This window comes from Autumnicola edwardsiae, assembly GCF_031846505.1.
Classification (GTDB): Bacteria; Bacteroidota; Bacteroidia; order Flavobacteriales; family Flavobacteriaceae; genus Autumnicola; species Autumnicola edwardsiae.
The window spans coordinates 23,512-48,834 of sequence record NZ_JAVRHP010000018.1 but is presented as its reverse complement, the minus strand read 5'-3'; the positions used below and the strand labels follow the sequence as shown (position 1 = coordinate 48,834).

The following is a 25,323-nucleotide window of genomic DNA, read 5'->3' as shown; positions in this document are numbered from 1 at the left end:
CTTCGGGATCTTGGGAACACCGTTATTGTTGTGGAACATGACAAAGATATGATCGAGAGAGCAGATCATGTTATTGATATCGGCCCTTTTGCCGGAAAACACGGAGGTGAAATAATTAGCGAAGGAACTCCTTCAGAAATCCGGAAACATACGACTTTAACAGCTTCTTACCTTAACGGGACAAAACAAATAGAAATACCTAAAAAACGCAGAGAGGGAAATGGAAAAACTATTGCCTTAAAGGGAGCAACGGGAAATAATTTAAAAAATGTTTCCATAACTATTCCCTTAGGTAAAATGATAGCCGTAACCGGTGTATCAGGTAGCGGAAAATCTACTTTAATTAACGAGACCTTATATCCAATTATGAACGCCCATTACTTTAATGGCGTAAAAGTTCCAAAGCCTTATAAAAGTATAAAAGGATTGGAACATATTGATAAAGTGATAGATATAAACCAGTCCCCCATCGGCAGGACGCCGCGATCCAATCCTGCTACCTATACCGGTGTTTTTTCTGAAATAAGAAGTTTATTCACTAAAACTCCTGAAGCACAGATAAGAGGCTATAAGCCGGGACGCTTCAGCTTTAACGTAAAAGGAGGTAGATGTGAAACCTGTAAAGGCGGAGGACTAAGGGTTATAGAAATGAACTTTCTTCCTGATGTGTATGTAGAATGCGAGACGTGCCAGGGCAAACGCTTTAATCGGGAAACACTAGAAATCAGGTATAAAGGAAAATCTATATCTGATGTTCTGGAAATGACCATAAATGAAGCCACTCAGTTTTTTGAACCTATTCCAAAAATTTACCGGAAACTAAAGACTATTAAAGATGTTGGTTTGGGCTATATAACCCTTGGGCAGCAAAGTACCACTTTATCTGGAGGTGAAGCCCAGCGGATAAAATTAGCAACAGAACTCTCCAAAAGAGACACAGGTAATACTTTTTATATTCTGGACGAACCCACAACAGGATTACATTTTGAAGATATTCGTGTGCTCATGGATGTACTTAACCGGCTCGCCAATAAAGGAAACACTGTTTTAATTATTGAACATAATATGGACGTAATTAAAATGGCAGATCATATCATTGATATAGGATACGAAGGTGGTAAGAACGGAGGAAAAGTAGTCGTCACGGGAAGTCCTGAAGAAGTAGCAAAACATAAAACAAGTTATACCGCCAAGTTCCTTAAAAAGGAATTGAATTAAAAAAAATATAGTAAGTATGAGAGCAAAACAGGGAAATAAAGCCTGGAATGAAATAAAAACCAATGACTCCTGGGCTATTTTTAAAATAATGGGAGAATTTGTAAATGGATATGAAAAATTAAGCCAGATTGGTCCCTGCGTCTCCATTTTTGGTTCAGCACGAACAAAACCAGATCAAAAATATTACAAATTAGCTGAAAGTATTGCAAAAAAAATAGTAGATCACGGGTATGGTGTAATTACCGGGGGTGGACCCGGAATAATGGAAGCAGGAAATAAGGGTGCTCATCTTGGTGGTGGAACTTCTGTGGGCTTAAATATTGATCTTCCTTTTGAGCAGCATGACAATCCATACATAGACAATGACAAGAGCCTGGATTTCGATTATTTCTTTGTGAGAAAGGTAATGTTCGTTAAGTATTCACAGGGATTTGTAGTAATGCCTGGAGGTTTTGGAACATTAGATGAACTTTTTGAGGCAATTACCCTTATCCAAACCCATAAGATCGATAAATTTCCCATTATTCTTGTTGGCAGGGATTTCTGGAGCGGACTCGTAGATTGGATCCAAACTACACTATGTGATAGTTTTCAAAATATAAGTGCTGCTGATATTGATCTCGTACAGGTTGTGGATACTGAAGATGAAGTGATTGAAGCCTTGGATAAATTTTATGATGAATACAATTTGAGTCCTAATTTCTAGTTATTATCTACAGGATCACCTAAATAAACTTTGAGTATATTAGCCCGAATGTCCTTATCTAAATTTTCTATAACCCTTTGAAGCATTTTCTCTTCTCAATTCTTTTACTTGCCTTAACTTCCGTAAGCTTTGGACAACACGCTATTTCTATTGAAGCTAGTCTGGATAAAGAGGTAGATTCTATTTATATTCAGCAGGTGATTGAATATGAGAATCAAAGCGAAGAACCTCTTGATGAGATCTATCTTAACGACTGGATGAATGCCTTTAGCAGTAAAAGCAGCTATCTCGGAAAAAGATTTTCTGAAGAGTTTGTGAGGAGATTCCACTTTGCCGGCGACGAGGAACGTGGAGGGACGGTAATTAAATCCATAACCGGTGAGAACATGGTTCCACTAAAGTGGGAAAGGCTTATTAACCGGGTGGACATTATTAAATTACCTTTTTTGGAACCTCTTGCTCCGGGAGAAAAAATAACCATAACCCTAGATTACGCAATTAAGGTACCTCAGGATAAATTTACCCGGTATGGCAAAGACGGTGAGGGAAATTACAAGCTTAGATATTGGTACATTACCCCTGCTGTTTACGATGAAAGCTGGAAAATCTACAGCCATCAAAATTTAGATTTGGATTACACGCCTCCAGCAAACATAGATGTTGTTTTAAATATACCCACAGATTATTACGCTGCTTCAGCACTCAATATGCTGAACATTTCTAACGAGAACGGGAGAAAGAGTATTAGGTTAATAGGCAACGACAGGATTGAATCCAAACTCTATCTCACACAAACTTATTTATTTGAAAATATTTATGCCCATTCCCATGAGATAATCACCAATCTTAAAGATGATAATCTGCAAACAGAAATAAAGGAGATTATCCTTAACCGTATTCTTGAATTTCTGGAGGAACGATTGGGAACATACCCCCACAATCATATTTTTGTAACCCAGGAAGACTACCTTAATAGTCCTCTTTATGGACTAAATCAATTGCCCGGCTTTATTAGGCCATTTCCTGATGGATTTCAGTACGATATTAAGCAATTTAAGACCATCACCAATAATTACTTAAAGAATACGCTTTTACTAAATCCGCGAACAGACCAATGGGTAAACGATGCCATTTTGGTTTCGCTTATGATGGATTATGTGGACAATTTTTATCCAAAAATGAGACTTATTGGTAATTTAAGCGACATTATTGGCATACGCTGGTTTCATGCCGCCGATTTAGAATTTAACGATCAGTATCAATTGATGTACATGAATTCTGCCCGTTTAAACTTTGACCAACCACTTGCCACCAGTCAGGATTCTTTGGTTAAGTTCAACAAAAATATAGCTAATTCTTATAAGGCAGGAGTTGGTCTCAAATACATGGAAGAGTATCTTGAATCAGATGCTGTAAAAGAATCTATTTCTCAATTTTACAGTAAATACAGACTCCAGCCCACTTCACAGGAAAAGTTTAAGCAAATCCTGCAAAACAATGCTTCAAAGGATATTTCCTGGTTTTTTAAAGATTACGTCCAAACCAATAAAAAAATTGATTTTTCCATAAAAAAGGTGAAGAAAAGGGGTGATTCCCTCGTGGTTACGGTCCGAAATAGACGTGATAATGATGTGCCGGTTTCTGTTTATGGGATCAATGATGGTAGAGTTGTCTCAAAGACATGGGTTGAAGAAGTCGATAAATTAAAGGATGTGACCATACCCCGAAAGGATGTAGAGCGCGTGGCCTTAAATTATGAACAAAAGATTCCAGAGATCAACCAGCGTAATAATTATAAAGGTGTTACTACATTATTCGATAGGCCTCTACAATTCCGTTTGCTTCAGGATGTGGAAGATCCAAGATATAACCAGTTATTTTTTATGCCGGAATTCGATTATAATCTTTACGACGGGATTTCCATTGGTCCAAAACTTTATAATAACACTTTTTTAAATAGAAATTTCAACTTTACAATTTCACCCAAGTTCGGCTTCAACAGTAAAACCATTGTGGGTTCAGCTTCCATTTCTAATGCGCACCAATACGAAAATTCAGAACTTTACGCTGTAAGATACGGTATTAGCGGTACACGTTTTTCCTATGGGTATGATCTGTTCTACGAAAAATTCTCCCCTTTTCTTACGTTCTCCTACCGCAATAAATACCTGCGAAGTAACGAGAGGCAATTTTTAACGATTAGAAATATAAATGTACAGCGGGATCTTGATCCGGTAAATCCTGCTGAGCAACCTAATTATAATGTATTTAACGTTAACTACACTTACAGTAACCCTAATGTAGTCAACTATTATAGAGGTTCTTTTGATTATCAGGTCGCAGAGAAATTCAGTAAAATTTCCCTAAGCCTTGAATACAGGAAGTTATTCAAAAATAACCGACAGGTAAATCTCCGTCTTTTTGCAGGAACATTTCTTTATAATGATAATCGGGACAATGATTATTTTAGCTTTGCGCTGGATCGCCCTTCAGATTACCTCTTCGATTATAATTACTACGGAAGAAGCCAGGGATCCGGGCTATTCAGCCAGCAAATAATCCCGGCCGAAGGTGGATTTAAATCCCAGCTAGAGCCCGAGTTTGCCAACCAGTGGATCACTACACTAAATGCAAGCACAAACATTTGGAACTGGATCTATGTCTATGGTGATATTGGGATGATAAAAAACCAGTATGAAACTCCGGCCTTTTTATATGATACAGGAGTGAGGATAAACCTGGTAACCGACTATTTTGAATTGTTTTTTCCCGTTTATTCCAACCTTGGATGGGAAATAGCCCAACCTCATTACGATGAAAAGATCCGGTTTATCGTTTCCCTGGACATCAATACGCTTTTGGGAATATTCACGAGAAGGTGGTATTAAATAACTATCTCCATTCCTTTATAATTCTCATTTTATAATTCTCAGTATTCAGGCTCTTAATTTCCTGTTAATTTATTTAAAATTATCATTTAGCTTCTTTAACTAAAGAATATTCAATAAAATTGAAAAATAATGAATTGTATACAATGATACTTTTCATTATATTTGTGAGGATCCAAAAATAAGTTCATGCAGAGCGAAACACGATTAAAAAATTCTATCTCATTTGAAGACTTTAAGGCTCAAGTCCTGGAAGACTATAAAATTGCCGCTACCAGCCGCGAATGTAGTATCTTAGGGAGACGCGAAGTCCTCACGGGAAAAGCTAAATTCGGGATTTTTGGAGACGGTAAGGAGTTACCTCAACTGGCGATGGCCAAAGCCTTTAAAAACGGTGATTTTAGATCTGGATATTACCGCGATCAAACTTTTATGATGGCTATTAATGAACTCTCCATTCATGAGTTTTTTGCAGGTCTTTATGCCGACACTGATATAGAAAACGAGCCCATGTCTGCGGGAAGACAAATGGGAGGACACTTTACCACACATAGCTTAAACAAAGATGGTAGCTGGAAAAATCTCATTCAGCAAAAAAATTCCAGTTCAGATATTTCTCCAACGGCAGGACAAATGCCACGTTTGTTGGGTCTTGCTCAGGCATCCAAGATCTACAGAAATGTTGAAGGTATTCCTTCCGAAAAATTTTCAGATAAAGGGAATGAAGTTGCCTGGGGAACAATAGGCAATGCAAGTACCAGTGAAGGACATTTCTGGGAAACGATAAATGCTGCCGGGGTTTTACAGGTACCAATGGTGACGAGTGTTTGGGACGATGAATATGGTATTTCTGTTCATGCCAGGCACCAGACCACTAAAGAAAGTATTTCTGAAATCTTAAAAGGATTGCAGCGTGATCAGGAAAATAATGGATACGAGATAATTGTTGTTAAAGGTTGGGATTATGTTGCCCTGGTCGAAGCCTACGAAAAAGCATCGAAAATTGCCAGAATAGAACATTGCCCCGTATTAATTCATGTTATAGAACTTACTCAGCCACAAGGACACTCTACTTCAGGCTCTCACGAACGTTATAAAACAGAAGAGCGCCTTAATTGGGAGAAAGAATATGATTGTAACGTGAAGTTTAGGGAATGGATTTTAGAGAATCAGTTTTCTACTGCTGAAGAGTTGGACGAGATCGATAAGAAGATTAAACGCAAGGTAAGAGAAGGAAAAAGAGAAGCTTGGTTAAGTGCTCTTGCCCCTGTTCGCAAAGATCATAAAGAACTTGTAAAACTTCTTACTAAAATTGCTAAAAGTAATCCGGATAAAACGACTATAGCTGAAATTAAAGATAAACTGGCGGCTAACAGAGAATCGATAAAGAAAGATATTATGTCTTCCGCCAGACGAACGCTTCGTTGTCTTATTGGTGAAGAAACTGCCGAAAAGGATGAATTACGTGACTGGATTGAAAAATTTTCCTTACAAAGCCAGGAAGAATATAATAGTTACCTCTATGAAGAAAACGACTCCAAAACTCAACTTGTAGAGCCGCAATACGATGCAGCCGCAACAGAAGTTGACGCCAGAATAATTTTGAGGGATAATTTTGATGCTATTTTCGATTCCCGCCCTGAGACCTTGATTTTTGGAGAAGATGCCGGGGAAATTGGAGATGTAAACCAGGGATTAGAAGGCCTGCAGGCAAAATATGGTGAACTGCGCGTTGCAGATGTTGGTATACGCGAAGCCACTATTTTAGGACAGGGAATAGGTATGGCACTAAGAGGACTCAGACCAATAGCAGAAATTCAATACCTGGATTATGTGATGTACGCTCTTCAAACCATGAGCGATGATCTTTCTACCTTGCTTTATCGCACTAAGGGAAAACAAAGAGCACCTTTAATCGTAAGGACAAGAGGGCATCGTCTGGAAGGAATATGGCATAGTGGCTCCCAATTGGGAGGCTTAATTCACCTGCTTCGTGGTATGTATATACTCGTGCCGAGAAACATGACCAAAGCAGCCGGATTTTACAATACCTTGCTGGATATAAATACACCCGCACTGGTTATAGAATGTCTTAACGGATACCGGTTAAAAGAAAAGTTACCAAACAACCTGGGAAAAATTAAAACACCTATTGGTGTAACCGAAACTGTTAAAAAAGGAAAAGATCTTACTATTGTCTCTTACGGTTCCACGCTTAGAATTGTTGAACAAACCGCAGGTGAACTACAAGATGTAGGAATAGATGTCGAAATAATAGATGTACAGTCACTTCTTCCGTTCGATCTGGACCACGATATCCTAAAAAGTGTTGAAAAAACCAACAGACTGTTAGTAATAGACGAGGATGTACCCGGGGGTGCTTCAGCATATATTATGCAAAAAGTCTTAGAAGAACAGGACGCCTACAGGTTTCTGGACAGTAAACCACAAACACTTACTGCCAAAGAACACCGTCCCGCTTACGCAACAGATGGTGATTATTTTTCTAAACCATCTTCAGATGATATTTTCGAAAAGGTATATGCTATAATGCATGAACTTAATCCTAAAAAATTTCCAAGATTGAGGTAAATCTTTAAATTTCAAGTCAACTGCTTCAGGTCAAGCTCAAGAAGCATTAAAATCTTGATTATCGAATAAAAAAGCCACGAAACATACAAATCTTATATGTTTTTGTGGCTTTTCTATTTTTCAGGAATATGAAAAAAATTTATTCGGAAGTATACACTATCTCGTTTTACAGAAGAGTTAGGGAATAAATCTTCAGAAGATCGAAAATTGCCTTTCTTGAACCTCCTCTTCTTTTATACTCACCAGCCTTTTTTACTCAGTCGCCCGTCCAATATAAAATGCCTTGGTAAGAGGAAGAATTAACCAATAATTATAGTTTACTATTTGAATCCTGAAGAGAAGTGTGGTAGATTTAAATTGACGAACATATCTTCTGCGAATTCTGAAATACACTACTAAAAATATAGCATGAAAGAGAACACAAACAGTAAAATAGAGAATATCATTCACAACCACGAGCAGTCCGGAAAATATTTTGAAGTTGAAGGACAAAAGACCTTTGCGCTGGACTATGGAAATGGTGAGGTTGTTCTTTGCATCCATGGTGTTCCCACTTCTTCTTTCTTGTACCGAAAAGTGCTGCGCTCCCTGGCTAGTAAAAATTATAGGGGGATTTCTATAGATCTTCCCGGTCTCGGACTTTCATCCCGACCTGAAAATTTTGATTATACTTTTCAAAGTTTCGCTGAATTTCTTGCCAAAGCGATTAAAGCTCTGGATATTCAAAAATTTCACCTGGTCGTGCACGATATTGGTGGTCCTGTTGGATTCGCCCTTGCCGCCCGTCAGCTGGAAAATATCCTTTCACTTACCATATTAAATTCTTGGGTAGACGTGGTAAACTTTAAAAAGCCGCTTCCTATGCGCCCTTTCGAAAAGAAAGTTCTGGGAGAAGCTGAGTTAAAAATGATGACCCGGCAAACATGGCCCATTATGTTTTCTAAACTTGGAGTTTTACATGCAGATAAAATTCCTGCGGAAGAAATAAAAGCCTACGTAGATCTTTTAAAAAGAGAAGACAACGGAAAAGCATTCCTGAAAATAATGCGAAACTTTCCAGATTCACCTGAATTTCGTAAAACCTGCTTACAAGCCGTACAAAATGTGCCCTACCCTATTCAGGCTATCTGGGGAGAAGAAGATCCAGGGCTAACCTATGAGCGCTATGGTAAAGAGATTGCAAAAATGGCAGATCTTAAGGAAATGACGTTGCTCCCCTCAAAACATTTCCTTCAGGAGGAAGTATGGGAACAAATCGCAACCAAAATAGACGAATTAGCTAAAACAGCGTATTAGAGGTTTCAATAGAAAAAATCTCCGTGAGACTTTTCTGCTCACTGCACATGGCTCACTTCTCACGACTTTCAGGCGATGCTATTAAAATGGCAATTTTCGATCTTAAACTTTTAAAATTCTCTCTTCTTGCAGCGCAGCGGTCTTTTCTCTTGTTTTCTTGTTTCTTGAATTCTTCACTGTTTAACTTTTTAACTCCTTAACTTTTTACTCTTCATCACATCCACGCCTTCTGCGAAGTTTCAATTTTGTAGAGGCTATAATTTATATACTTCAGAATTTCTTCATCTACCGCTCTAAAGCTCATATCGCCTCCTGCAGTATGAAAACTGACATTTACAAGGCCTCTCTTTTTATACCAGATTGGCCTTTTAATACTAACCGACTGTAATTTGTAAATTTCTGTGGTTTGCTCTACCAAATTCCAGACTCCGTAAGATTTAACGATGAAATCATCAGAAATAGACAGTTTCATTGATTTATACATCCGGAAATGGTAAAAAAGTATAGAAAAAAGATAAAAAACAGCGAAAATGATCCAATCTGAAACGCTAACCTCTTCAATAGAAAAAGGAATTACATAACTGATCACTAACGGAATAAGCCCAAAATTAACCCTCCTGAAAAAATCAACAATATCGGGTTCAAATACAGCTCTTTCTTCTTCCTCTGGTTTACCATACAAAAATGATTTGATCCTATTAGCCGACTCCTCCTCAAGGCCGGGAATACTAATTTTGCTCTTCGTGTTTTTCTCACGGCTCCCGGCCAGCTTGATTTTCGCCTCATAAATATTCAGCCACCTTTGCAAAGGATTGGTTATAATGCTAACAATTTGTACCCGTCGCGGCTGCAAAGAAACTTTGGTGTTTGTTCTAAGGCCCATTTCCAGGTGCAAACGTTCTGAAGTCTGTACCAACTTCAAATTAAAATATTTAATAAATACTTCGGCTACTGTAATAAAAACGCTTAAAAGCAGCAGCAGAATAGCCAGGATCCCAAAAAGGAAAAAGGACTCCAGTGGCAGTGGAATCTTATCTGCTTCTTCCAAAAGCAATTCTTTCCTCTCAAAAAATAACCGACTGAATTCGTTATACAACGTGCTGAAAAAGGCAATTATTAACCCGAAGCCACGGAGAAAATTAGAACTGATTCCAATTTTCAGCAACCTTCCAATACCTAGTTTATAGGTCCATTTTGCATTTTCAGCTTTCGGTTCGTTTTCTGAATCTAAAGTAGCTACCCTATTTTCCTGCTCTTCCTTTTTCGAAAGGATTATAGCCGAAAGTTCTTCTGCCTTCTCCTTTTCTATAGCATGGATTTTGATTTCCTTTTCATCACTTCCTGCGGTGTCAATTACCAGGCTATAAACGCCAATAAGCCTCTCCAGGATACCCCTTTCCGTATTTACCTGCTGAATCTTATCAAACGGAATGGCAATAAAATTTGTGGAAAACACACCCTTGGTCAGTACAAACTCCTCCTTCTTATAATCTATATGAAATTTGAAGTTCCTGTAACTAAGATAGCTGTGGGCCACAGCTAAAGCCACCACAACAGCCGGGATTAAGGCATAAATAATGGAAATAGAATTGGATTGCTGAATTACAAAATAAAGCACAACTGCCCAGAAGATGCGGAAAATTTTATATAAATTTCCGGCGAAAATGAGTAAAACTCCTGTTACGGACTGTCGTTGCGGATTACTGAATGCTCGCGTCTCCATCTTCTGAAATCTTAATTACCAGCGCCTCCTTTAAAGTCTGGGCCAGTTCCGGCTCCAGAGCGGGAATGCTAATATCGCTGCCACTTCCGCCTGCCGTAAAGATGCTTAAAGTAGCAATTCCCAACATTTTGTCTAGCACTCCCCGGGAAATAGAAACATGCTGAATTCGGTTAAAAGAGATGACCGTGGTTTTAGTCACCAAAAATCCTTTTCTGTAGATAATGTCCCGTTCTCTAAGGGCGTAGCCATAAATCTTCTGCATTTTCCAGGCATTAAAACAAAGGAAAGAGAAGAGCACAAATGCAGCTATCGCAACAATGGTGATTAGAAAATTTTCTTCAGTATAGTAAAATACGTAGCCGCAAAAGAGCAGGATTACCAAAAACAAGATACTAGTCTGAACCAGGTTTTTGATCAGAAGTTTTTTAGAAACACCGTTAAGCTCTACCTCCTGATAGCGCGGCAACATAGCTATGGCTATACGCTTGTTCTCGAAGTCACCTTGCGGCGCTACGGAAGCCATTTTTTCTCAAAATTTGGTTTGCGTTTTTCCAAAAAAGCATTTCTTCCTTCTTTGGCTTCATCGGTCATATACGCCAATCGGGTAGCCTCTCCGGCAAAAACCTGCTGTCCAACCATTCCGTCGTCGGTGAGGTTCATTGCAAATTTCAGCATTTTTATGGAAGTTGGGGATTTTTCCAATATTTCTTGCGCCCACTCATACGCGGTATCTTCCAACTCTTCATGCGGAATAACAGCATTCACCATTCCCATTTCAAAAGCTTCCTGCGCCGAATAATTTCTTCCGAGGAAAAAGATTTCGCGCGCCTTCTTCTGCCCTACCATTTTCGCCAGGTATGCAGATCCATATCCGCCGTCAAAACTGGTCACATCGGCATCTGTTTGTTTAAAGATCGCGTGCTCTTTACTGGCCAGCGTAAGATCGCAAACCACGTGCAGACTGTGCCCGCCGCCAACTGCCCAACCGGGAACCACCGCAATTACAGCCTTTGGCATAAAACGGATAAGACGCTGTACCTCAAGAATATTAAGCCTGTGCATCCCGTCTTCACCAACATAGCCCTGGTGGCCACGCGCTTTTTGATCGCCACCACTACAAAATGAATAGACACCATCTTTTGTTGAAGGCCCTTCAGCAGAAAGTAAGACTACTCCAATTGAAATATCTTCCTGTGCATCGTAAAAAGCATCGTAAAGTTCACTGGTGGTTTTTGGCCGAAAAGCATTACGCACGTTAGGACGATTAAAAGCGATCCGCGCCACACCATTACTCTTTTTATAGGTTATATCTTCGTATTCTTTAGCTGTTTTCCATTCAATTTTAGCCATTGTTATCTATTTTGAAGTAAAAATAAAGTTTTAAACCCACATCAGAAAGAAGAAACCTTGAAGAGCTGCTTTTCCTGAAAACTAAAAGTCGATAATTGTCAATTTTGAGTATAGTCTTTATAATATTCCTTACTCTTTTCAAAAACTAGCCACGAATACACCAATAACTTAAACATTTGTATATTCAAGACCGAAAATTGCTATTTTCAGACATTGGCTTAAAAACCCAGGATTTTCATAATGCTGAAACTCATTTCAATTAAGCATTCGTGTATTCGTGGCCCAAAGCCATCACCAGACGACCCACAACAAACTTTAAACTAATTCTAAAGCCGTTCCTGACTGCTCCAAAATGACAAAAACGAACTTCAGGTTTTAAACAATTTATCATTATTTTAGCCAATACTTTTAGTTTAGCATCGTTTTTGATATTTTACTGAAAATTCAAATAATGAAAATCCGCTTTCTGTTGTTATTTATTGTGTCGATGAGCATTTACACTTCAAATGCACAGGAATATTGGGATCCTGAAGATTTTGAGATTTCCAGGCGCGAAGTAAAATCTGCTTTACTTGAAGTAGGATTCAGCTGGGTGGAAGAAAAGAAATTTTACCTCCCTAGCGGCGAATTTTTAAACAAGGACCCTTACGAGAAAAAGAATGTAGACTTAAGGGCGGTTCTTGCCAAAACAAAAGATCAAAGGCCTCATACAGTAGATATTGATCTACGTATACCTCAAAAAGAGAAAAAAGCGATAGAAATTACTGGGCAGAGAGAGAACGATAATGTGAATTTTCAACAGGACGCCTTTTACTCCAATCCTCTTTACAGGAATTATGGTCGTTCTAATTATCTGAGGTACGGAAATCCCTCCAATCCTCATTATAACAATTTTCGCCGAATCTATTTCTGAACTTCCTGAAGATAAATTCCGTCGTCTTTAATTTCAATACGTCGCTGCTTATACAATGTTCCGGCAGCTCTTTTAAAGCTTTTTTTACTCATTTCCAGGATGCGCTGTATTTCTTTGGGATCAGACTTATCGGTAACTGGTAAATAACCATTATTTCGTTCCAACTCATCCAGAATAAGCTGCGCATTAGGCTCAATACTTCTATAACCCGGGCGTTGCAGCGTAATATCGATTTTTCCATCGGGCCTGGTTTTCTTTACAAATCCCTTTAAACGATCCCCAACATTTATTTGTTGAAAAATATCATCTTTATAAATCAGCCCAAGGTGGATCTCATTAACGATTACATTGTAACCCAAATCTGTTTTATTGCTAATAATAAGGTCTACCTCTTCAAAAGGCTCAACAGTCAATTCAGAATTATCTAGAAAAGCATGCACTTTGCTTGAAGCTACCAGTCGATCGGTCTCAAGGTCCAGGTAACAAAACACCAAATATCGGCTGCCTATGGTCATAGGATAAACCTGCTCCTTAAAAGGGACAAAAAGGTGCTTTTCCAATCCCCAATCTAAAAAGGCCCCAAAATCCGTCACCTCAACGCACTTCAGCATGGCGAATTCATCAAGTTTTATAAGCGGATTTAAAGTAGTTGCCACGGGCCGCTCTTCATGATCCAGGTAGACAAAAACTTTAATTTCATCTTCAAGCTCAAATTGCTCCGGAATATATTTATTCGGAAGCAAAACGTCATTCCCATCGTCATCGCGAAGGAATAAACCGGGTTCTGTTTCCCTGTCTATCGTAAGGACGTGGTGTTCGCCAATTCTAAGCATACTTCTAATTTATTTTGCAAAGGTAGGATATATTTTTTGCACTGGCGAAAAAGCGGTAAGTGATTGAAAGAAGTAAAAGAGTTAAGAAGTGAAAAAGTAAAAAAGTAAAAACCATATTGGCATCTGCGAAAATCAGCGAAATCTGCGGGAGCCATTTTTATTTTGGGAGAGCTATTTTTTATTCGTGTATCCGTGGTGAAGCAAGCGAAAAGCTCTAAGTCGAAAATTGTCATTTTTAGAATCTAACTTTGAAAGAAGTTAAAGAGTTAAGGAGCTAGAAAACTAAAATAGATGATACATCTGCGAAAATCAGCGAAATCTGCGGGATCCCTTTTTTTTGAGAGATAAATTTCATTGGTCATTCATGGTAACTACAGGTCGAAAATTGTCAATTTTAAGTCTCTCTTCGTCTAACAGCATTGAACTTCACTCCTTCACTGCTTTGCTCCTTGTTTCTTGTTTCTTGTTTCTTGTTTCTTGCCTGTATAATGTCACCGAGTCTAGATGTTTTACTAACCACTACCCTCTCATAAAACTGAAATATTCCAGCAAAACTTCATCATTTATTTTGCGCGGAGTAAAAATTTCCAACAATTTCGGCCTTTCTGAAGCTTTAAAGAAATGCTTCATTGCTTCTTCGGTTTCTTCGGAAGAAGATGCGGACTCATATTCAAAACTGTACATTTCGCACAAGGATTTTGCTTTCAGGTTATGAGTGGTTTCAAAATAGGTATCAAAATTTTCAGAATTCTTATTGCCCGGTAAAATTCTGAAGATTCCGCCGCCGCCGTTATTCAGCACAACAATCCTGAAATTTGAAGGAATATAATTATTCCACAACGCATTACTGTCATAGAAAAAACTCAGGTCCCCGGAAATCACCAAAGTTGGCTCTGCGTTCACACTTGCAGCACCCACAGCTGTAGAAATACTACCGTCAATTCCGCTGGTACCCCGGTTACAGAAAATGCGAAGGCTCTCCTTCCACTTAAACAATTGGGCATAGCGAATGGTGGAGCTGTTCCCAAGATGCAGGATGTAATTTTCCGGCATTTGCGGAACAATATATTGCATGGCTTTTAGATCTGAATAAGGAATTTCATCCATATATTCCTCATGTCGTGCCTGCCGTTTCTGTTTAATATCTTTCCAGAACCTGGCATAATTACTCTCCACATCTTGTATTAGCGGAAAGAAATTACTGAAAAATGAATTCACCGAAACTTCAAAATGCTTGTTCAGGCAAAAGAAGGTATTGTATGCTTTTTTAGGATCTACATGCCAGTGCTGCTGCGGATTATAATTTCGCAGAAAAGCCTTTATCTTCTTTGAAACAATCATCCCACCGAAAGTGAGCAGAATATCAGGCTGAAGTTCCCTGAAAAGAGCTTCCCGGTTTTCATCCTTTTCAATAGGCCCTATGATGGTGTCTATCCTTGTAAAAAATTCCGGGTGATTAAGGTTAGAAGTCGTTTCAGTAAAAACAATAACCGATGGATCCTGAGCCAGTTTTTCCAAAAACTGCTGTTCTACAACATTAGGCTGCGCCACCCCAACAATAATCATTTTTCGCTTCGCTTTATTCCATAAATCGGCATAAGCTTTTAGCTGATTTTCAGAATAAGTCCGCTCTTTAATTTCCGGCAAAATCTGCAGCGGATTCACCTCTACATTTTCCACCGCGTCATAAAGCGGCTCATAAAAAGGCACATTTATATGCACCGGCCCCTTCTCCTCTATCGCCCGGTTGAGCGCAAGATTAATTTCGCGCTCATTATGTTTTTGGGATTCAAACTGTTTTTGCTGAAGTTTTTTATCGGTCGCTTCAGTTTCCAGGACAATTTCAGAATAAAGATTTGCAGAATAAAGAATATGATTCTCAAAAACATTTTTCTGCCGGATAGTTTGCCCATCTCCAATATCTATACGCTCCACCGGCCGGTCTGCTGAAATCACCACCAACGGAATATCACTGTAAAAGGCCTCGGCAATCGCAGGATAATAATTTAACAACGCCGATCCCGAAGTACATACCAGCGCTACCGGTTTTTGCAGTTGCTGCGCCATTCCCAGGGCATAAAAAGCTGCACAACGCTCATCTACAATACTATACGCATTAATTTGAGGATGGTGGGTAAAGCCTATAGTAAGCGGCGCATTCCTGGAACCAGGAGAAATAACTACATGATTTATATTTTTAGACACGCAAAGACTTACTATGGAACGTGCTACAGGAATTTTAGAGTATTTCACAGATTTTTTTCTATTTTCTTTTTCAGTCCTGACAGGTTTTAAAAACCTGTCAGGACTTTACAACGTTTTTTTTATTTCACCAAAATAGATTTCATGGTATGCGCTTTGTTTACGGTTTCTTCCCATTCCAGGGAAGGATTGGAATCTTTGGTAACGCCGCCTCCAATAAAAAGTTCAGCCATGCCTTCCTTAATTTTCATGCAGCGCAAATTAACAAAAAGAGAAGTGCTCCTGGAAATACTGGCATATGCCTGATTTTCCTGGTTTCTGCGGTTACTGTTGCGCTTGGTCTCTTTCTTTAAATTCAACTCTCCCAGAAAACCGGAATAAAACTTACGGTCGTATCCTTCATTTTCTAAAATAAAATTCCTCGCATTATCCTTTGGAAGGCCACATACAGCCGGAGTTGGGTGCAAAATGCCAATCAATTCTTTTAAACCGGAAACACCTGCTTTCAAATTTCCTTCAATATCTGTACGAAGGTGCAACAGGTTTCCCGCTTTGGCGGTATAGGCTTCAGAAACCCGAAGTTTTTCTGCTGAAATAAAATCTGATTTTTGTAAGCGATCTATGATATAATCGGTCACGATTTGCTGTTCTTCTTTATCTTTCGCTTCCCATTCTACATCTACAGATTGGTGAAAGGATTGTGTTCCTGCCAGCGCCATGGTTTTAAACCTGTTCCTTTCTACAGAGACAAGGGTTTCAGGAGTTGCCCCCATCCAGATCCCGGTTTCAGGATGAAACCAGAGATAAACAAAAGCCGAATTGTACCTTTTGAGAATATTTTTGAAAATTTCAATCACTTTCAGTTGCGTCTGTACACTTTCAGTTCTTGAAATAACGACTTTCAGCAGTTTGCCCTTTTTAATAGTATCAACAGCTTTTTGCACCAGACTTTCATGCTCCACCCGCTCCAGTTTTCTCAACTGATTTGGCGGAAAAGGCGGTTCCTCTTTTTTTACGTTTTTATGATCTTCTTCAAAAATATATTCTGTAGAAATCTCCTTCGAAGCCTCTGAAGGAATTATCAAAGCCTTTTTCTGCTCCTCAAAAGGGGCAAAAATAAAGCCACTCTCTGAAAAATCTTTTACTCTATGGGTGATAGCATCCTGCTGTAGCAAAGCTTTAGTTTCCTCTCTTTTTCCTTCTTCCATTGGCTTGCGATAAGCTACAAATGGAAATTTTTTATCCAGCTGCTCCTCCAGGATTGTGAAAAAATCATCCTTAATCATGCTGCTTCTTTTTGGGTAGTGCTATGGTAGTAAGTTTTACTAAAGAAATCAGGTTTTCATCCTCATCGGTTATTCTGATGTTCCAAAGTTGAGTGGTGCGCCCTTTATGGATAAATGAAGCTTTTGCATACACAAAACCTTCAGAAATACTTTTAAGATGATTAGCAGAAATTTCAATTCCGCGTACAAAAAATTCATCAGTATTCAGAAATACATAGCTGGCCATGCTGCCCACGCTTTCAGCAAGCGCCACACTGGCACCACCATGCAGCACCCCATCCGGCTGATGCACTTTTGCAGTAACGGGCATTTTCGCGATAAGATAATTATCCCCAACTTCAGTAAATTCAATATCAAGGGTTTCCATTAGTGTATTTTTACACACTTTTTTAGAAAGCTCAAGAATTTCCTCTTTGGTCATAGCAATAAGATTGGTTTCTTTGTAAAAATACAAAACCACACCTTAAAAATGAGCACAGAAAAGCAGCTTTCTTACCAGATCACCAATACCTATACCGTGTTGAATAAGTTTACCTCAAAAATAAAAAATGTTTGGCTGGTTTGCCATGGAATTGGCTATTTGAGCCGGTATTTCCTGCGGCATTTTACTCATTTAAACGCGGAAGAAAATTACATTATCGCCCCACAGGCACAATCTAAATATTATCTGAAAAATGACTATAAGCATGTTGGCGCTTCGTGGTTAACAAAGGAAAACACTGAAGCTGAAATAGAAAACGCCCTTAATTATTTAGATGAAGTATATAAAGCTGAAAATTTAAGCGAGGTTCCAAATTTGACAATTCTCGGTTATTCCCAGGGAGTTTCGGTTGCTGCACGCTGGGTTGCCAGAAAGAAAATTAAATGCGACCGACTGATTATGCATTCGGGGAAAGTCCCTTCAGAATTAAAACCTGAAGATTTCGCTTTTCTGAATAACACGAATTTTTCCTTTATTTATGGAACTGAAGATGAATACCTGAAAAAGGCAATTATCGATATTGAAGAAAAACATCTGCGGACTTTATTTCCGAACAACCTGGAAATTCTAACCTTTGATGGAGGACACGAAGTAAATCAGGAATTAATCTCCAAATTTGCTTAATTTGGTAATAATCTTCCTGGTTTTTCAGGAATATGAGCAAATCGAGTCCGGTTTAAATGAATCAAGAATCTTCTTCAGCTAAAAAGTCTTCGCTTTTAAAAAGCATTGGCCCGGGTTTTTTACTGGCAGGTGCGGCAATTGGAGTTTCTCATCTTGTCCAGGCTACCCGTGCAGGAGCCGATTATGGTTTTATCCTGATTTGGGCATTGATTATCGCCTGCATTTCAAAATATCCATTCCTGGAATTTGGCCCACGATATGCCGCCGCGACTGGGGAGCATCTTATTTCGGGTTATAAAAATTTGGGGCGCTTTCCTTACTGGATTTATATTATCATTACTATAGGAAGCATGTTTATTATCCAGGCAGCGGTGACCATAGTTACCGCGGGCCTTGCGGAAAGACTTTTTAATTTTGGGTGGTCTCCGTTTATATGGAGTTTTGTGATCCTGGGTTCCTGTATTGCGCTGCTGCTTATTGGAAAATATCCCGGGTTGGATAAGAGCATGAAAATTATTGTAAGCCTTTTAACAATTGCCACTCTTGCTGCTGTGGTAATGGCTTTTGGTGCGGGAACAGTAGAAAATGCGATTACTACTGAAGCTCCTTCTCTCTGGACTACTGCAAGTATCGGCTTTGTAATTGCGTTTATGGGATGGATGCCTATACCTTTAGATGCTTCTGTTTGGCACAGCATCTGGACGAAAGAAAAAGCTGTCCAGACCAAACAGAAACTTTCAGTTAGAGGTGCTTTTGCCGATTTTAATGTCGGCTATCTTTCTGCGGCATTTATCGGACTCTTATTCTTCCTGCTGGGCGTACTGGTAATGTTTGGCAGCGGCACTTCTTTTTCCAGTAATAGTGTAGCGTTTTCTGCGCAACTGGTAGAACTCTACGGAAGAACTTTAGGTGACTGGAGCAAACCAATAATTTCTGTGGCTGCTTTTGTCACAATGCTGAGTACGGTGCTTACGGTAACTGATGCTTACCCAAGAGTGATTTCAGAATTAAAAAATCCGGAAAAGAATCTGTCTCAGGATAAAAAGGAGAAATGGAAAATTTACCAGGTATCGATATTTGCCATTCCGGGGCTGTCGCTTTGTATTTTGTTTTTTCTCTCCGGTTCCTTTACAATACTGGTAGATTTTGCCGCCGGCCTTTCATTTTTATCTGCTCCATTCCTTGCCTGGTTTAACTACAAACTTGTTACGGGAAAACAAATGCCTCTAAAGCATAAACCGAAAAGAAATTACAGGATTTTTAGTATGATCTGTTTTGTATTCCTGGTGCTTTTTAACTTTATTTATATTTACTATTCTTTTCTCTAATTTGAGAAATCAATTAACCATTCCTTAATTTTAAATTAATATCTCCTTTAATTGCATTTAGCAGTTTTGTGGTGCTTTATTTTCTGTAAAGCATTTCATAAAATCTTTAGTTTTTGTCGACTTGATTTATGAAAGAGCCGCCCATCCAGGGCGGCTTTATTCTTAAATATTCTGTAAGCCTGCCCCTATTTTTTTGAATTTTCTATATTTGCAGCGACAAAAACTAAAAGATAATGAAATACCAATGGCAGTTGGTGCTGGCCTTATGGCTGGTCACTTCTACCTGTATTTTCGCACAGGAACCTGTAGAAAACAAATTTGGCAACGGCCTTTTAAACATCACCGCAAAAGATAATTCTTATAGCCTCAAGTTTGCTGCACGTTTCCAGTCACTCTATACCAGTGAATGGGATTTTCCCGAAAACTACAGCCTCAAAAATGGTAATTCTAACATGCTCATCAGGAGGGCACGTTTAAAGTTTTCAGGGTTCGCTTATTCTCCCAAACTGAAATATAAAATTGAACTTGGATTGTCCAACAACGATATTTCCGGAGCTTCAGAATATACCGGAAATGCGCCAAGGTATATCCTGGATGCCGTGATTTTCTGGAATTTTTATAAGAATTTTGAGCTTTGGCTGGGCCAAACGAAATTACCCGGTAACCTGGAGAGACTCATTTCTTCAGCCAATATGCAAACGGTAGACCGTTCCCTGGTGAACAGCCGATTTAATATTGACCGGGAAACGGGAATACAGTTGCATCACTTTTTTTATATGGGTGAAAATGTTCTTTTTAGAGAGGCCGTTTCTATTTCGCAGGGGGAAGGACGAAATGTAACCTCAGGAAATTTTGGAGGCCATCATTTTGTGGCCAGGGCCGAGATTCTACCTTTTGGGGATTTTAATGATTATTCAGGAGCCGATCTTGAGCGTGAACAGTCGCCAAAATTGGCAATTGGCGCAAGTTATAGCTTTAATAATGATGCTGTAAAAACACGATCTGTAGCAGGATCTTATATTATTAATGATGAAGGATTTTATAATACGGACATCAATACTTATTTCCTGGATTTGATGTTTAAGTACCGTGGCTTTAATATACTGGCGGAAGCGGCCAGTCGTACAGCCGATGATCCTGTAGCGGTAAATTCTGATGGCACTCCCACAGGTGAAATCGTGCAGGTTGGGGATGGCTTTAATGTACAGGCAGGTTATGTTTTTAAAAATAATTATGAAATTGTTGGGCGCTACACAGGAATAGATCTTGAAAACAGGTATTTTAACCAAGGAATTGAAAAGCAATATACCTTAGGACTATCCAAATATATTGTTGGCCATAAATTAAAGGTACAAACCGATCTTAGCTTTAATAACTTTCAGGAGGATGCTGAAGACGGCTTAATGTACAGGCTGCAGGTGGACGTTCATTTTTAATCTTCTGAGAAAAAAGCGCAGTCAATTATTTTCTGAAGAAATAGACTACGCTTTTTATGAATTTAGTGGTTCACAATCAGATGCTGGCTTTCAGCTTTAGAAATTTCTGTATCTGAAAGTGTTTTTAAATAAGCTACCAATGCATTTTTTTCTTCTTCAGTTAAATTAAGCTCGTCAAAAGGCAGGGTTTGGTGCGGCAGATCAAAACCTGATCCTGCTCCCCCACCGGAATTATAAAAATCCATAACCTCCTCTAAAGTGGCGTAAACTCCGTTATGCATGTAAGGCGCGGTTAATGCTGAATTTCTCACGGTTGGGGTCTTGAACATGCCTTTGTGAAGATCTGCCTCATACATCCAGTAAAATCCGGCATCATCGTCCAGTTGTAGATTTTCAGCAGTTTCAGGAACACCAATTACTTCCCTTTCCGTTTCTGAAAAAAATGGCGGCACTGTACCATTAGTAAGTGGAACAAAGTGGCAGGTGGCGCATAATGCTTTCCCCATAAACAGGTTAAAACCATGTTTCTCTTCCGCAGTAAAAGTGTTTTCTTCGCCCCTTATATTCCGGTCAAATTTTGAATTAAATGCCACCAGACTGGAAATATAAGCTGAAAGTGCTTTTACTATATCGGTATTCCTGCTCGATATTTGCCCAAAAGCCTCACGCAACATAGGTTGATATTTGGGGTCCTGGAGAATATCTTCTGAAAACTGGTGCACCCCGGTATTAAATTCCTTTTCGTTTGTAAAAACCGAAGAAATTTGATCCATAAGGTTTTCTGAACGCCCGTCCCAGAAAAAGTTCTGTTGAAAAGCAGCATTTATTAATGTTGGGGTATTGCGTTGAAGGTTTTTGCCGAGATTATCAAGATTCGCCACCAAACCATCTGCATAGGCTTTCTCCGGAATATGGCAGGTAGCGCAGGCCATCTTCTTGTTATCAGAAAGGTTCTTATCAAAAAACAATTTTTCTCCCAGGGCAATTTGTTGTTCAGAATAGTTCCTGTTAACAGCAGGCATAAAATATTTCACGTTGAAAGAGTCTTCTTCAAAAAAGGTAGGTGCATCAAAATTAAAAGGTTTATTATCTGTTCCTTCCCACAGGCCGCTCTCTTTTCTAATGGCGACCCAGCTGGCGGTAACAGGGTTCATAAAATCACTGATAAAGGTAAACCTGTCAAAAGTTTCAAAATTCCTGTCTTTTTCAATAAAGGAAATTGCTGCAGCAATATTTTTCCTGAATTCGGTATCAAGACTACTGTTCTTCTCCTTAATAATTCCTGAAATGCTCTTGTTATAAACCTCTAGCAGACTTTGCAAAGAAACAATGCTTTCATCAAATCCCAAATGGCTCACCGGCGTATCAAATCCTGAAATTGATAAGCTTATTATCCTTAAAAGCTGCTGATGCGTAGCGATAAAAAAACGTTCAGGATTTAATTCCCTTTTTTGTATATTCTCCTTCAGGGCCAGCATTAATCCTTTGGTCACTTCCAGTTCGGATAAAAATTCCACTTCAGACACTCCCCCATCATAGATGCTTTCTTCTATTTTCTGAAGTCCTACCGGCGGCATTGTTCTGCCATTGTCATCCAGAAATACTGGTAAAGCCGGCCCATTTACTCTATGGCCCACGGGAGGATTTAGATAAGAAGCATAGGGTTCCGCTTTTTTAAATTCCTGCCGTGCTTTTATAAAAATCTGTTTTGAACGCTCATCATGAGCACCCTTTTTTTCAAGTTCTTGCAGGTACGCTATGGAATTATTTATACTCTCAAGATAAAATTGCTGTGCCTTATCCCAAGTTACCTCACTGGTATTTTCGGAAACCGAAGCAATATCCTCATACTCTCCTTTCTGTTTACAGGAAGAAAAAACTAGAGTTAAAAGCAACAACAGCAGAAAGTTCTTTTTCATCATAATATTAGTGATTAAAGCATAAAACCCCCGCAACTATTGCGGAGGTTTTAATTTCATATTTTTAAAAATTATCTTGGTAAACCTTGTAGGATAACAAGTTGTGAAGCCTGGTCATCTTCATAAACTTCAGAAAAATCATGACCATCAAGAGCTTTGTACTCTTCCCTTTGCCAGTAATGTGGTTGTAAGGCAAGAATAAAAGTTCCCGGAATTCCAACTTTGTCTGATACATCTATAAGAGAACCAAACTCCCCGCTTAAGCCTGTACTGTTATCGGGAGCCAGGTCCTGTCTCACAATAAGTTCCAGTACTTTATTAATGTTATTCCCGTTTAAGTCACTCTGATAAATTTGAGCAGCATGCCCCCGGCTAAATGAATTAGGATCTTCCTGTATGTACACAAAATTTTCAGTTACACAAATGTTATCAGGGCTCTGCAACGCAGCTAAATTTCCGTCCATGTTATTAGTATCGGTATTTCCACTAACAATCTGGGTCAATTTTCCAGTTAAAGGAGAATCGGCATCCAGTTCCAGTTTGTAAACAGTTCCCCAATCGTTGTACGTTCCGGCACCTGGGCCACGGCCTGTAACTGCAAAAAATACATTTCTGCCGTTTTCATCAGATCCTTTCTGGTAATCTACATCTTCAACCCTCATAAAGTGAGTTGCTAAAACCTCGTTGCTTGCAGCTTCCACTTCATCTTTGGTCATATCGGCAGCATTTTCGATTTCTACAAACTCCACTTCATAAGAAATACCACGATCAAAACTGGCTTCATTGTAAATTTCGCCTTCAGCAGCTTCCTGCACACCACCTTCCCCGTTGGAAATTTCCTTTGTTTTTAATACATATACCTTCCCGTTCTCAAGGTCGGCATCTCCATTTTCAGAATAATAAAGAACAACCTGTCCTTCAGAATTGCTGGAATCATCGTCTCCACCAATAACTACCGTTTTACCGGCATAAGAATTTTGAGGAAGCGGCACTGCATTTTCCCAGGAAAATTCTCCAAGCGCATCCAGTCCAAAATCGGCATTTGGAGTAGGAGTTTCCACCCATGGATCGATGCCTTTTACATCATAATGTAAACTTTCGGAAGCAGAAAGAAATAAATCCCTACTGCCGCCATGTACTGCAGCTTCCCACATCGTTGCAGAACACTGTCTTGCATAATCTGAAACACCCGAATTCAATAAATAATCACCCGATATCGGATTAAAATTCTCATCAAGATGAATCCTTGCAACGGCATAACTGTCTTCGCAATTTACCACATACATATAACCGTCACCATCCTTTAGAAAACCTGCCCCATCTGCAGAACCAGCAAGTTGGAAATTTTCTCCAACCACATCTGGAGTACTTAACAAAGAGTAAGCTTTAACGAAATTGAATTGAGGAGCAAACGCTACAAGAGGATCTACACTGGACTTGTTTTCAAAAATACCCGCCTGATTAACGAGATCCTCCCCGTCTTCACCGTCTTCACCATCCTGTCCGTCAACTCCGTCTCTTCCATCCACACCATCTACTCCGTCCCTTCCGTCTACTCCATCAATCCCGTCTTCTACTTCACAGGCATTAAAAAATGTCACTACAATAGAAAAAATAAAAATTTTAAAAATCAGTTTCTGCATGTTTTTCATGGCTTTTGGTTTATAGTTTATTGTTTTAACAAAACTACCCGCCACCATGATCATGTGCGTTAACTCATTTTAGTGCTTAGATTAATAAAAACTCAACTTAAAGTCACGAAGGTTAAGCCTGTGTTAGTAGACAAGCTTAAATAGCTTAGAATCAAGCATTATCTATTAAAAGTATTTATAAACTATTTTTTTTACTCCTCGACGAATGTCAAATTTAACTTCCCATATCGTGTCTGGGAGTCGTTCGCATCAATTTGATAGGTGTATTTACCATTTTCGAGAGGTGTTTCTCCTACGTAATCTATTGGCTGTATAGTGTATGTTTCTCCATCTATTTCCAGTTCAATAAAAGCATATCTGTAGGCGGTTTCGAATATTTTGTATTCTGTAGTTTGCCCGGTATCTATATCTCCAAACTCTACATATTCATTTGAAGTATTTACTATAACATTTCTAAAATCGACCTGACTAGTATTCGATAATCGAATTTCTATTTCAGATTGATTGCCGCTGTCGTCATCATTTGAGCAACTATTTAATGTAGTAATCGCAATTATTAAAATCAATATTTTCTTCATAAGGCTATATGGTTTATGATATTATTATAAGTGTTACAGTAATATTGCCTGGATGTTCTCTTGTAAACAACAAACCAATATTAGAATTACTCCCTAACTTAAACTGTCGATTTTCTTACTAATAACACATTATTACTGAAAATAAAAGGAAGAAAGTAATCTTTTTCATAATTATATGTGTTTATATAATAGATGCTAGAATTCCTGAATGGTTGCGTCTAAAAAACAAAAAAAGCGCAATCAAGCCCGATAATTATCGGGAGATTGCACTTTTGCTTTTAGAGGTCCTCCCCCTTCG

General features: G+C 38.9%; 19 protein-coding genes. 9 read left to right on the top strand and 10 right to left on the bottom strand.

What is annotated here, in order from left to right; all coding sequences use genetic code 11:
* From RM529_RS05465 to RM529_RS05445, 5 genes are all read left to right on the top strand, one after another.
* A partial coding sequence (locus tag RM529_RS05465; RefSeq protein WP_311483743.1) for an excinuclease ABC subunit UvrA occupies positions 1–1,218 on the top strand: 1,218 nt, incomplete at its 5' end.
* 16 nt (positions 1,219–1,234) lie between these two features.
* A complete protein-coding gene (locus tag RM529_RS05460) occupies positions 1,235–1,924 on the top strand; it encodes an LOG family protein (protein WP_311483742.1) in 690 nt (229 codons plus the stop codon).
* Between the two features lie 77 nt (positions 1,925–2,001).
* Positions 2,002–4,812, top strand: a complete 2,811-nt coding sequence (locus RM529_RS05455) for a gluzincin family metallopeptidase (protein ID WP_311483741.1) — start codon at positions 2,002–2,004, stop codon at positions 4,810–4,812.
* A gap of 189 nt (positions 4,813–5,001) precedes the next feature.
* Positions 5,002–7,404 carry an alpha-ketoacid dehydrogenase subunit alpha/beta gene (locus RM529_RS05450; RefSeq protein WP_311483740.1) on the top strand — a complete coding sequence of 801 codons (2,403 nt, stop codon included), beginning with the start codon at positions 5,002–5,004 and terminating at the stop codon, positions 7,402–7,404.
* A 408-nt stretch (positions 7,405–7,812) separates the two neighbouring features.
* Positions 7,813–8,700, top strand: a complete 888-nt coding sequence (locus RM529_RS05445) for an alpha/beta fold hydrolase (RefSeq protein WP_311483739.1) — start codon at positions 7,813–7,815, stop codon at positions 8,698–8,700.
* Positions 8,701–8,914: 214 nt separating this feature from the next.
* On the opposite strand, the gene RM529_RS05440 is transcribed toward RM529_RS05445, so the two are convergent.
* From RM529_RS05440 to RM529_RS05430, 3 genes are read right to left on the bottom strand one after another with little or no spacing between them, the layout of a single operon-like run.
* A complete protein-coding gene (locus tag RM529_RS05440; protein ID WP_311483738.1) occupies positions 8,915–10,423 on the bottom strand; it encodes a PH domain-containing protein in 1,509 nt (502 codons plus the stop codon).
* On the bottom strand, positions 10,401–10,946 hold the full coding sequence (locus RM529_RS05435; RefSeq protein WP_311483737.1) for a PH domain-containing protein: 546 nt from the start codon (positions 10,944–10,946) through the stop codon (positions 10,401–10,403). Before RM529_RS05435 ends, RM529_RS05440 begins: the two co-directional genes overlap by 23 nt.
* Positions 10,934–11,773 (bottom strand): 1,4-dihydroxy-2-naphthoyl-CoA synthase, encoded by an 840-nt coding sequence (locus RM529_RS05430; RefSeq protein ID WP_311483736.1) that lies wholly within the window; start codon positions 11,771–11,773, stop codon positions 10,934–10,936. Before RM529_RS05430 ends, RM529_RS05435 begins: the two co-directional genes overlap by 13 nt.
* A gap of 451 nt (positions 11,774–12,224) precedes the next feature.
* Here RM529_RS05430 and RM529_RS05425 point away from each other — a divergent pair, with 451 nt between their 5' ends.
* Complete coding sequence (locus tag RM529_RS05425; RefSeq protein ID WP_311483735.1) at positions 12,225–12,686, top strand: hypothetical protein; 462 nt, start codon at positions 12,225–12,227, stop codon at positions 12,684–12,686.
* Here the strand turns inward: RM529_RS05425 and RM529_RS05420 are convergent.
* The 4 genes from RM529_RS05420 to RM529_RS05405 all read right to left on the bottom strand — a co-directional run bounded on the left by RM529_RS05420 (position 12,677) and on the right by RM529_RS05405 (position 17,428).
* A complete protein-coding gene (locus RM529_RS05420; protein WP_311483734.1) occupies positions 12,677–13,519 on the bottom strand; it encodes a CvfB family protein in 843 nt (280 codons plus the stop codon). The genes RM529_RS05425 and RM529_RS05420 overlap by 10 nt on opposite strands.
* Positions 13,520–14,038: 519 nt before the next feature.
* A complete protein-coding gene (menD, locus tag RM529_RS05415; RefSeq protein ID WP_311483733.1) occupies positions 14,039–15,772 on the bottom strand; it encodes a 2-succinyl-5-enolpyruvyl-6-hydroxy-3-cyclohexene-1-carboxylic-acid synthase in 1,734 nt (577 codons plus the stop codon).
* A 71-nt stretch (positions 15,773–15,843) separates the two neighbouring features.
* Positions 15,844–17,007: a chorismate-binding protein gene (locus RM529_RS05410; protein WP_311483732.1), complete on the bottom strand. Its 1,164-nt coding sequence runs from the start codon at positions 17,005–17,007 to the stop codon at positions 15,844–15,846.
* Positions 17,000–17,428 (bottom strand): PaaI family thioesterase, encoded by a 429-nt coding sequence (locus tag RM529_RS05405; RefSeq protein WP_311483731.1) that lies wholly within the window; start codon positions 17,426–17,428, stop codon positions 17,000–17,002. The genes RM529_RS05410 and RM529_RS05405 overlap by 8 nt, the downstream gene beginning before the upstream one ends.
* Before the next feature lie 48 nt (positions 17,429–17,476).
* Here RM529_RS05405 and RM529_RS05400 point away from each other — a divergent pair, with 48 nt between their 5' ends.
* The 3 genes from RM529_RS05400 (at position 17,477) to RM529_RS05390 (ending at position 20,876) form a co-directional block, all read left to right on the top strand.
* Positions 17,477–18,112: an alpha/beta hydrolase gene (locus RM529_RS05400; RefSeq protein ID WP_311483730.1), complete on the top strand. Its 636-nt coding sequence runs from the start codon at positions 17,477–17,479 to the stop codon at positions 18,110–18,112.
* Positions 18,113–18,168: 56 nt separating this feature from the next.
* Positions 18,169–19,440, top strand: coding sequence for an Nramp family divalent metal transporter (locus tag RM529_RS05395; protein ID WP_311483729.1), 1,272 nt, complete (start codon positions 18,169–18,171; stop codon positions 19,438–19,440).
* A 233-nt stretch (positions 19,441–19,673) separates the two neighbouring features.
* The gene (locus RM529_RS05390) at positions 19,674–20,876 is read left to right on the top strand and encodes a porin (protein WP_311483728.1); all 1,203 of its coding nucleotides are present in this window, start codon (positions 19,674–19,676) and stop codon (positions 20,874–20,876) included.
* Between the two features lie 62 nt (positions 20,877–20,938).
* On the opposite strand, the gene RM529_RS05385 is transcribed toward RM529_RS05390, so the two are convergent.
* The 3 genes from RM529_RS05385 to RM529_RS05375 form a co-directional block, all read right to left on the bottom strand.
* Complete coding sequence (locus tag RM529_RS05385; RefSeq protein ID WP_311483727.1) at positions 20,939–22,798, bottom strand: cytochrome-c peroxidase; 1,860 nt, start codon at positions 22,796–22,798, stop codon at positions 20,939–20,941.
* 68 nt (positions 22,799–22,866) lie between these two features.
* Complete coding sequence (locus RM529_RS05380) at positions 22,867–24,447, bottom strand: PhoX family protein (RefSeq protein WP_311483726.1); 1,581 nt, start codon at positions 24,445–24,447, stop codon at positions 22,867–22,869.
* 191 nt (positions 24,448–24,638) lie between these two features.
* Entirely contained in the window at positions 24,639–25,025 is a 387-nt protein-coding gene (locus RM529_RS05375) for a hypothetical protein (protein ID WP_311483725.1), read from the bottom strand.
* Between the last annotated feature and the right edge of the window lie 298 nt (positions 25,026–25,323).

Bases quoted from the DNA above. Each gene is read 5' to 3' on its own strand.
- RM529_RS05435 (WP_311483737.1), bottom strand. From the start codon at position 10,946: ATGGCTTCCGTAGCGCCGCAAGGTGACTTCGAGAACAAGCGTATAGCC.
- RM529_RS05380 (WP_311483726.1), bottom strand. From the start codon at position 24,447: ATGAAAAACATGCAGAAACTGATTTTTAAAATTTTTATTTTTTCTATT.
- RM529_RS05410 (WP_311483732.1), bottom strand. From the start codon at position 17,007: ATGATTAAGGATGATTTTTTCACAATCCTGGAGGAGCAGCTGGATAAA.
- RM529_RS05400 (WP_311483730.1), top strand. From the start codon at position 17,477: ATGAGCACAGAAAAGCAGCTTTCTTACCAGATCACCAATACCTATACC.
- RM529_RS05395 (WP_311483729.1), top strand. From the start codon at position 18,169: ATGAATCAAGAATCTTCTTCAGCTAAAAAGTCTTCGCTTTTAAAAAGC.
- RM529_RS05450 (WP_311483740.1), top strand. From the start codon at position 5,002: ATGCAGAGCGAAACACGATTAAAAAATTCTATCTCATTTGAAGACTTT.
- RM529_RS05460 (WP_311483742.1), top strand. From the start codon at position 1,235: ATGAGAGCAAAACAGGGAAATAAAGCCTGGAATGAAATAAAAACCAAT.
- RM529_RS05430 (WP_311483736.1), bottom strand. From the start codon at position 11,773: ATGGCTAAAATTGAATGGAAAACAGCTAAAGAATACGAAGATATAACC.
- RM529_RS05375 (WP_311483725.1), bottom strand. From the start codon at position 25,025: ATGAAGAAAATATTGATTTTAATAATTGCGATTACTACATTAAATAGT.
- RM529_RS05390 (WP_311483728.1), top strand. From the start codon at position 19,674: ATGAAATACCAATGGCAGTTGGTGCTGGCCTTATGGCTGGTCACTTCT.
- RM529_RS05440 (WP_311483738.1), bottom strand. From the start codon at position 10,423: ATGGAGACGCGAGCATTCAGTAATCCGCAACGACAGTCCGTAACAGGA.
- RM529_RS05425 (WP_311483735.1), top strand. From the start codon at position 12,225: ATGAAAATCCGCTTTCTGTTGTTATTTATTGTGTCGATGAGCATTTAC.
- RM529_RS05385 (WP_311483727.1), bottom strand. From the start codon at position 22,798: ATGATGAAAAAGAACTTTCTGCTGTTGTTGCTTTTAACTCTAGTTTTT.
- RM529_RS05405 (WP_311483731.1), bottom strand. From the start codon at position 17,428: ATGACCAAAGAGGAAATTCTTGAGCTTTCTAAAAAAGTGTGTAAAAAT.
- RM529_RS05420 (WP_311483734.1), bottom strand. From the start codon at position 13,519: ATGCTTAGAATTGGCGAACACCACGTCCTTACGATAGACAGGGAAACA.
- RM529_RS05445 (WP_311483739.1), top strand. From the start codon at position 7,813: ATGAAAGAGAACACAAACAGTAAAATAGAGAATATCATTCACAACCAC.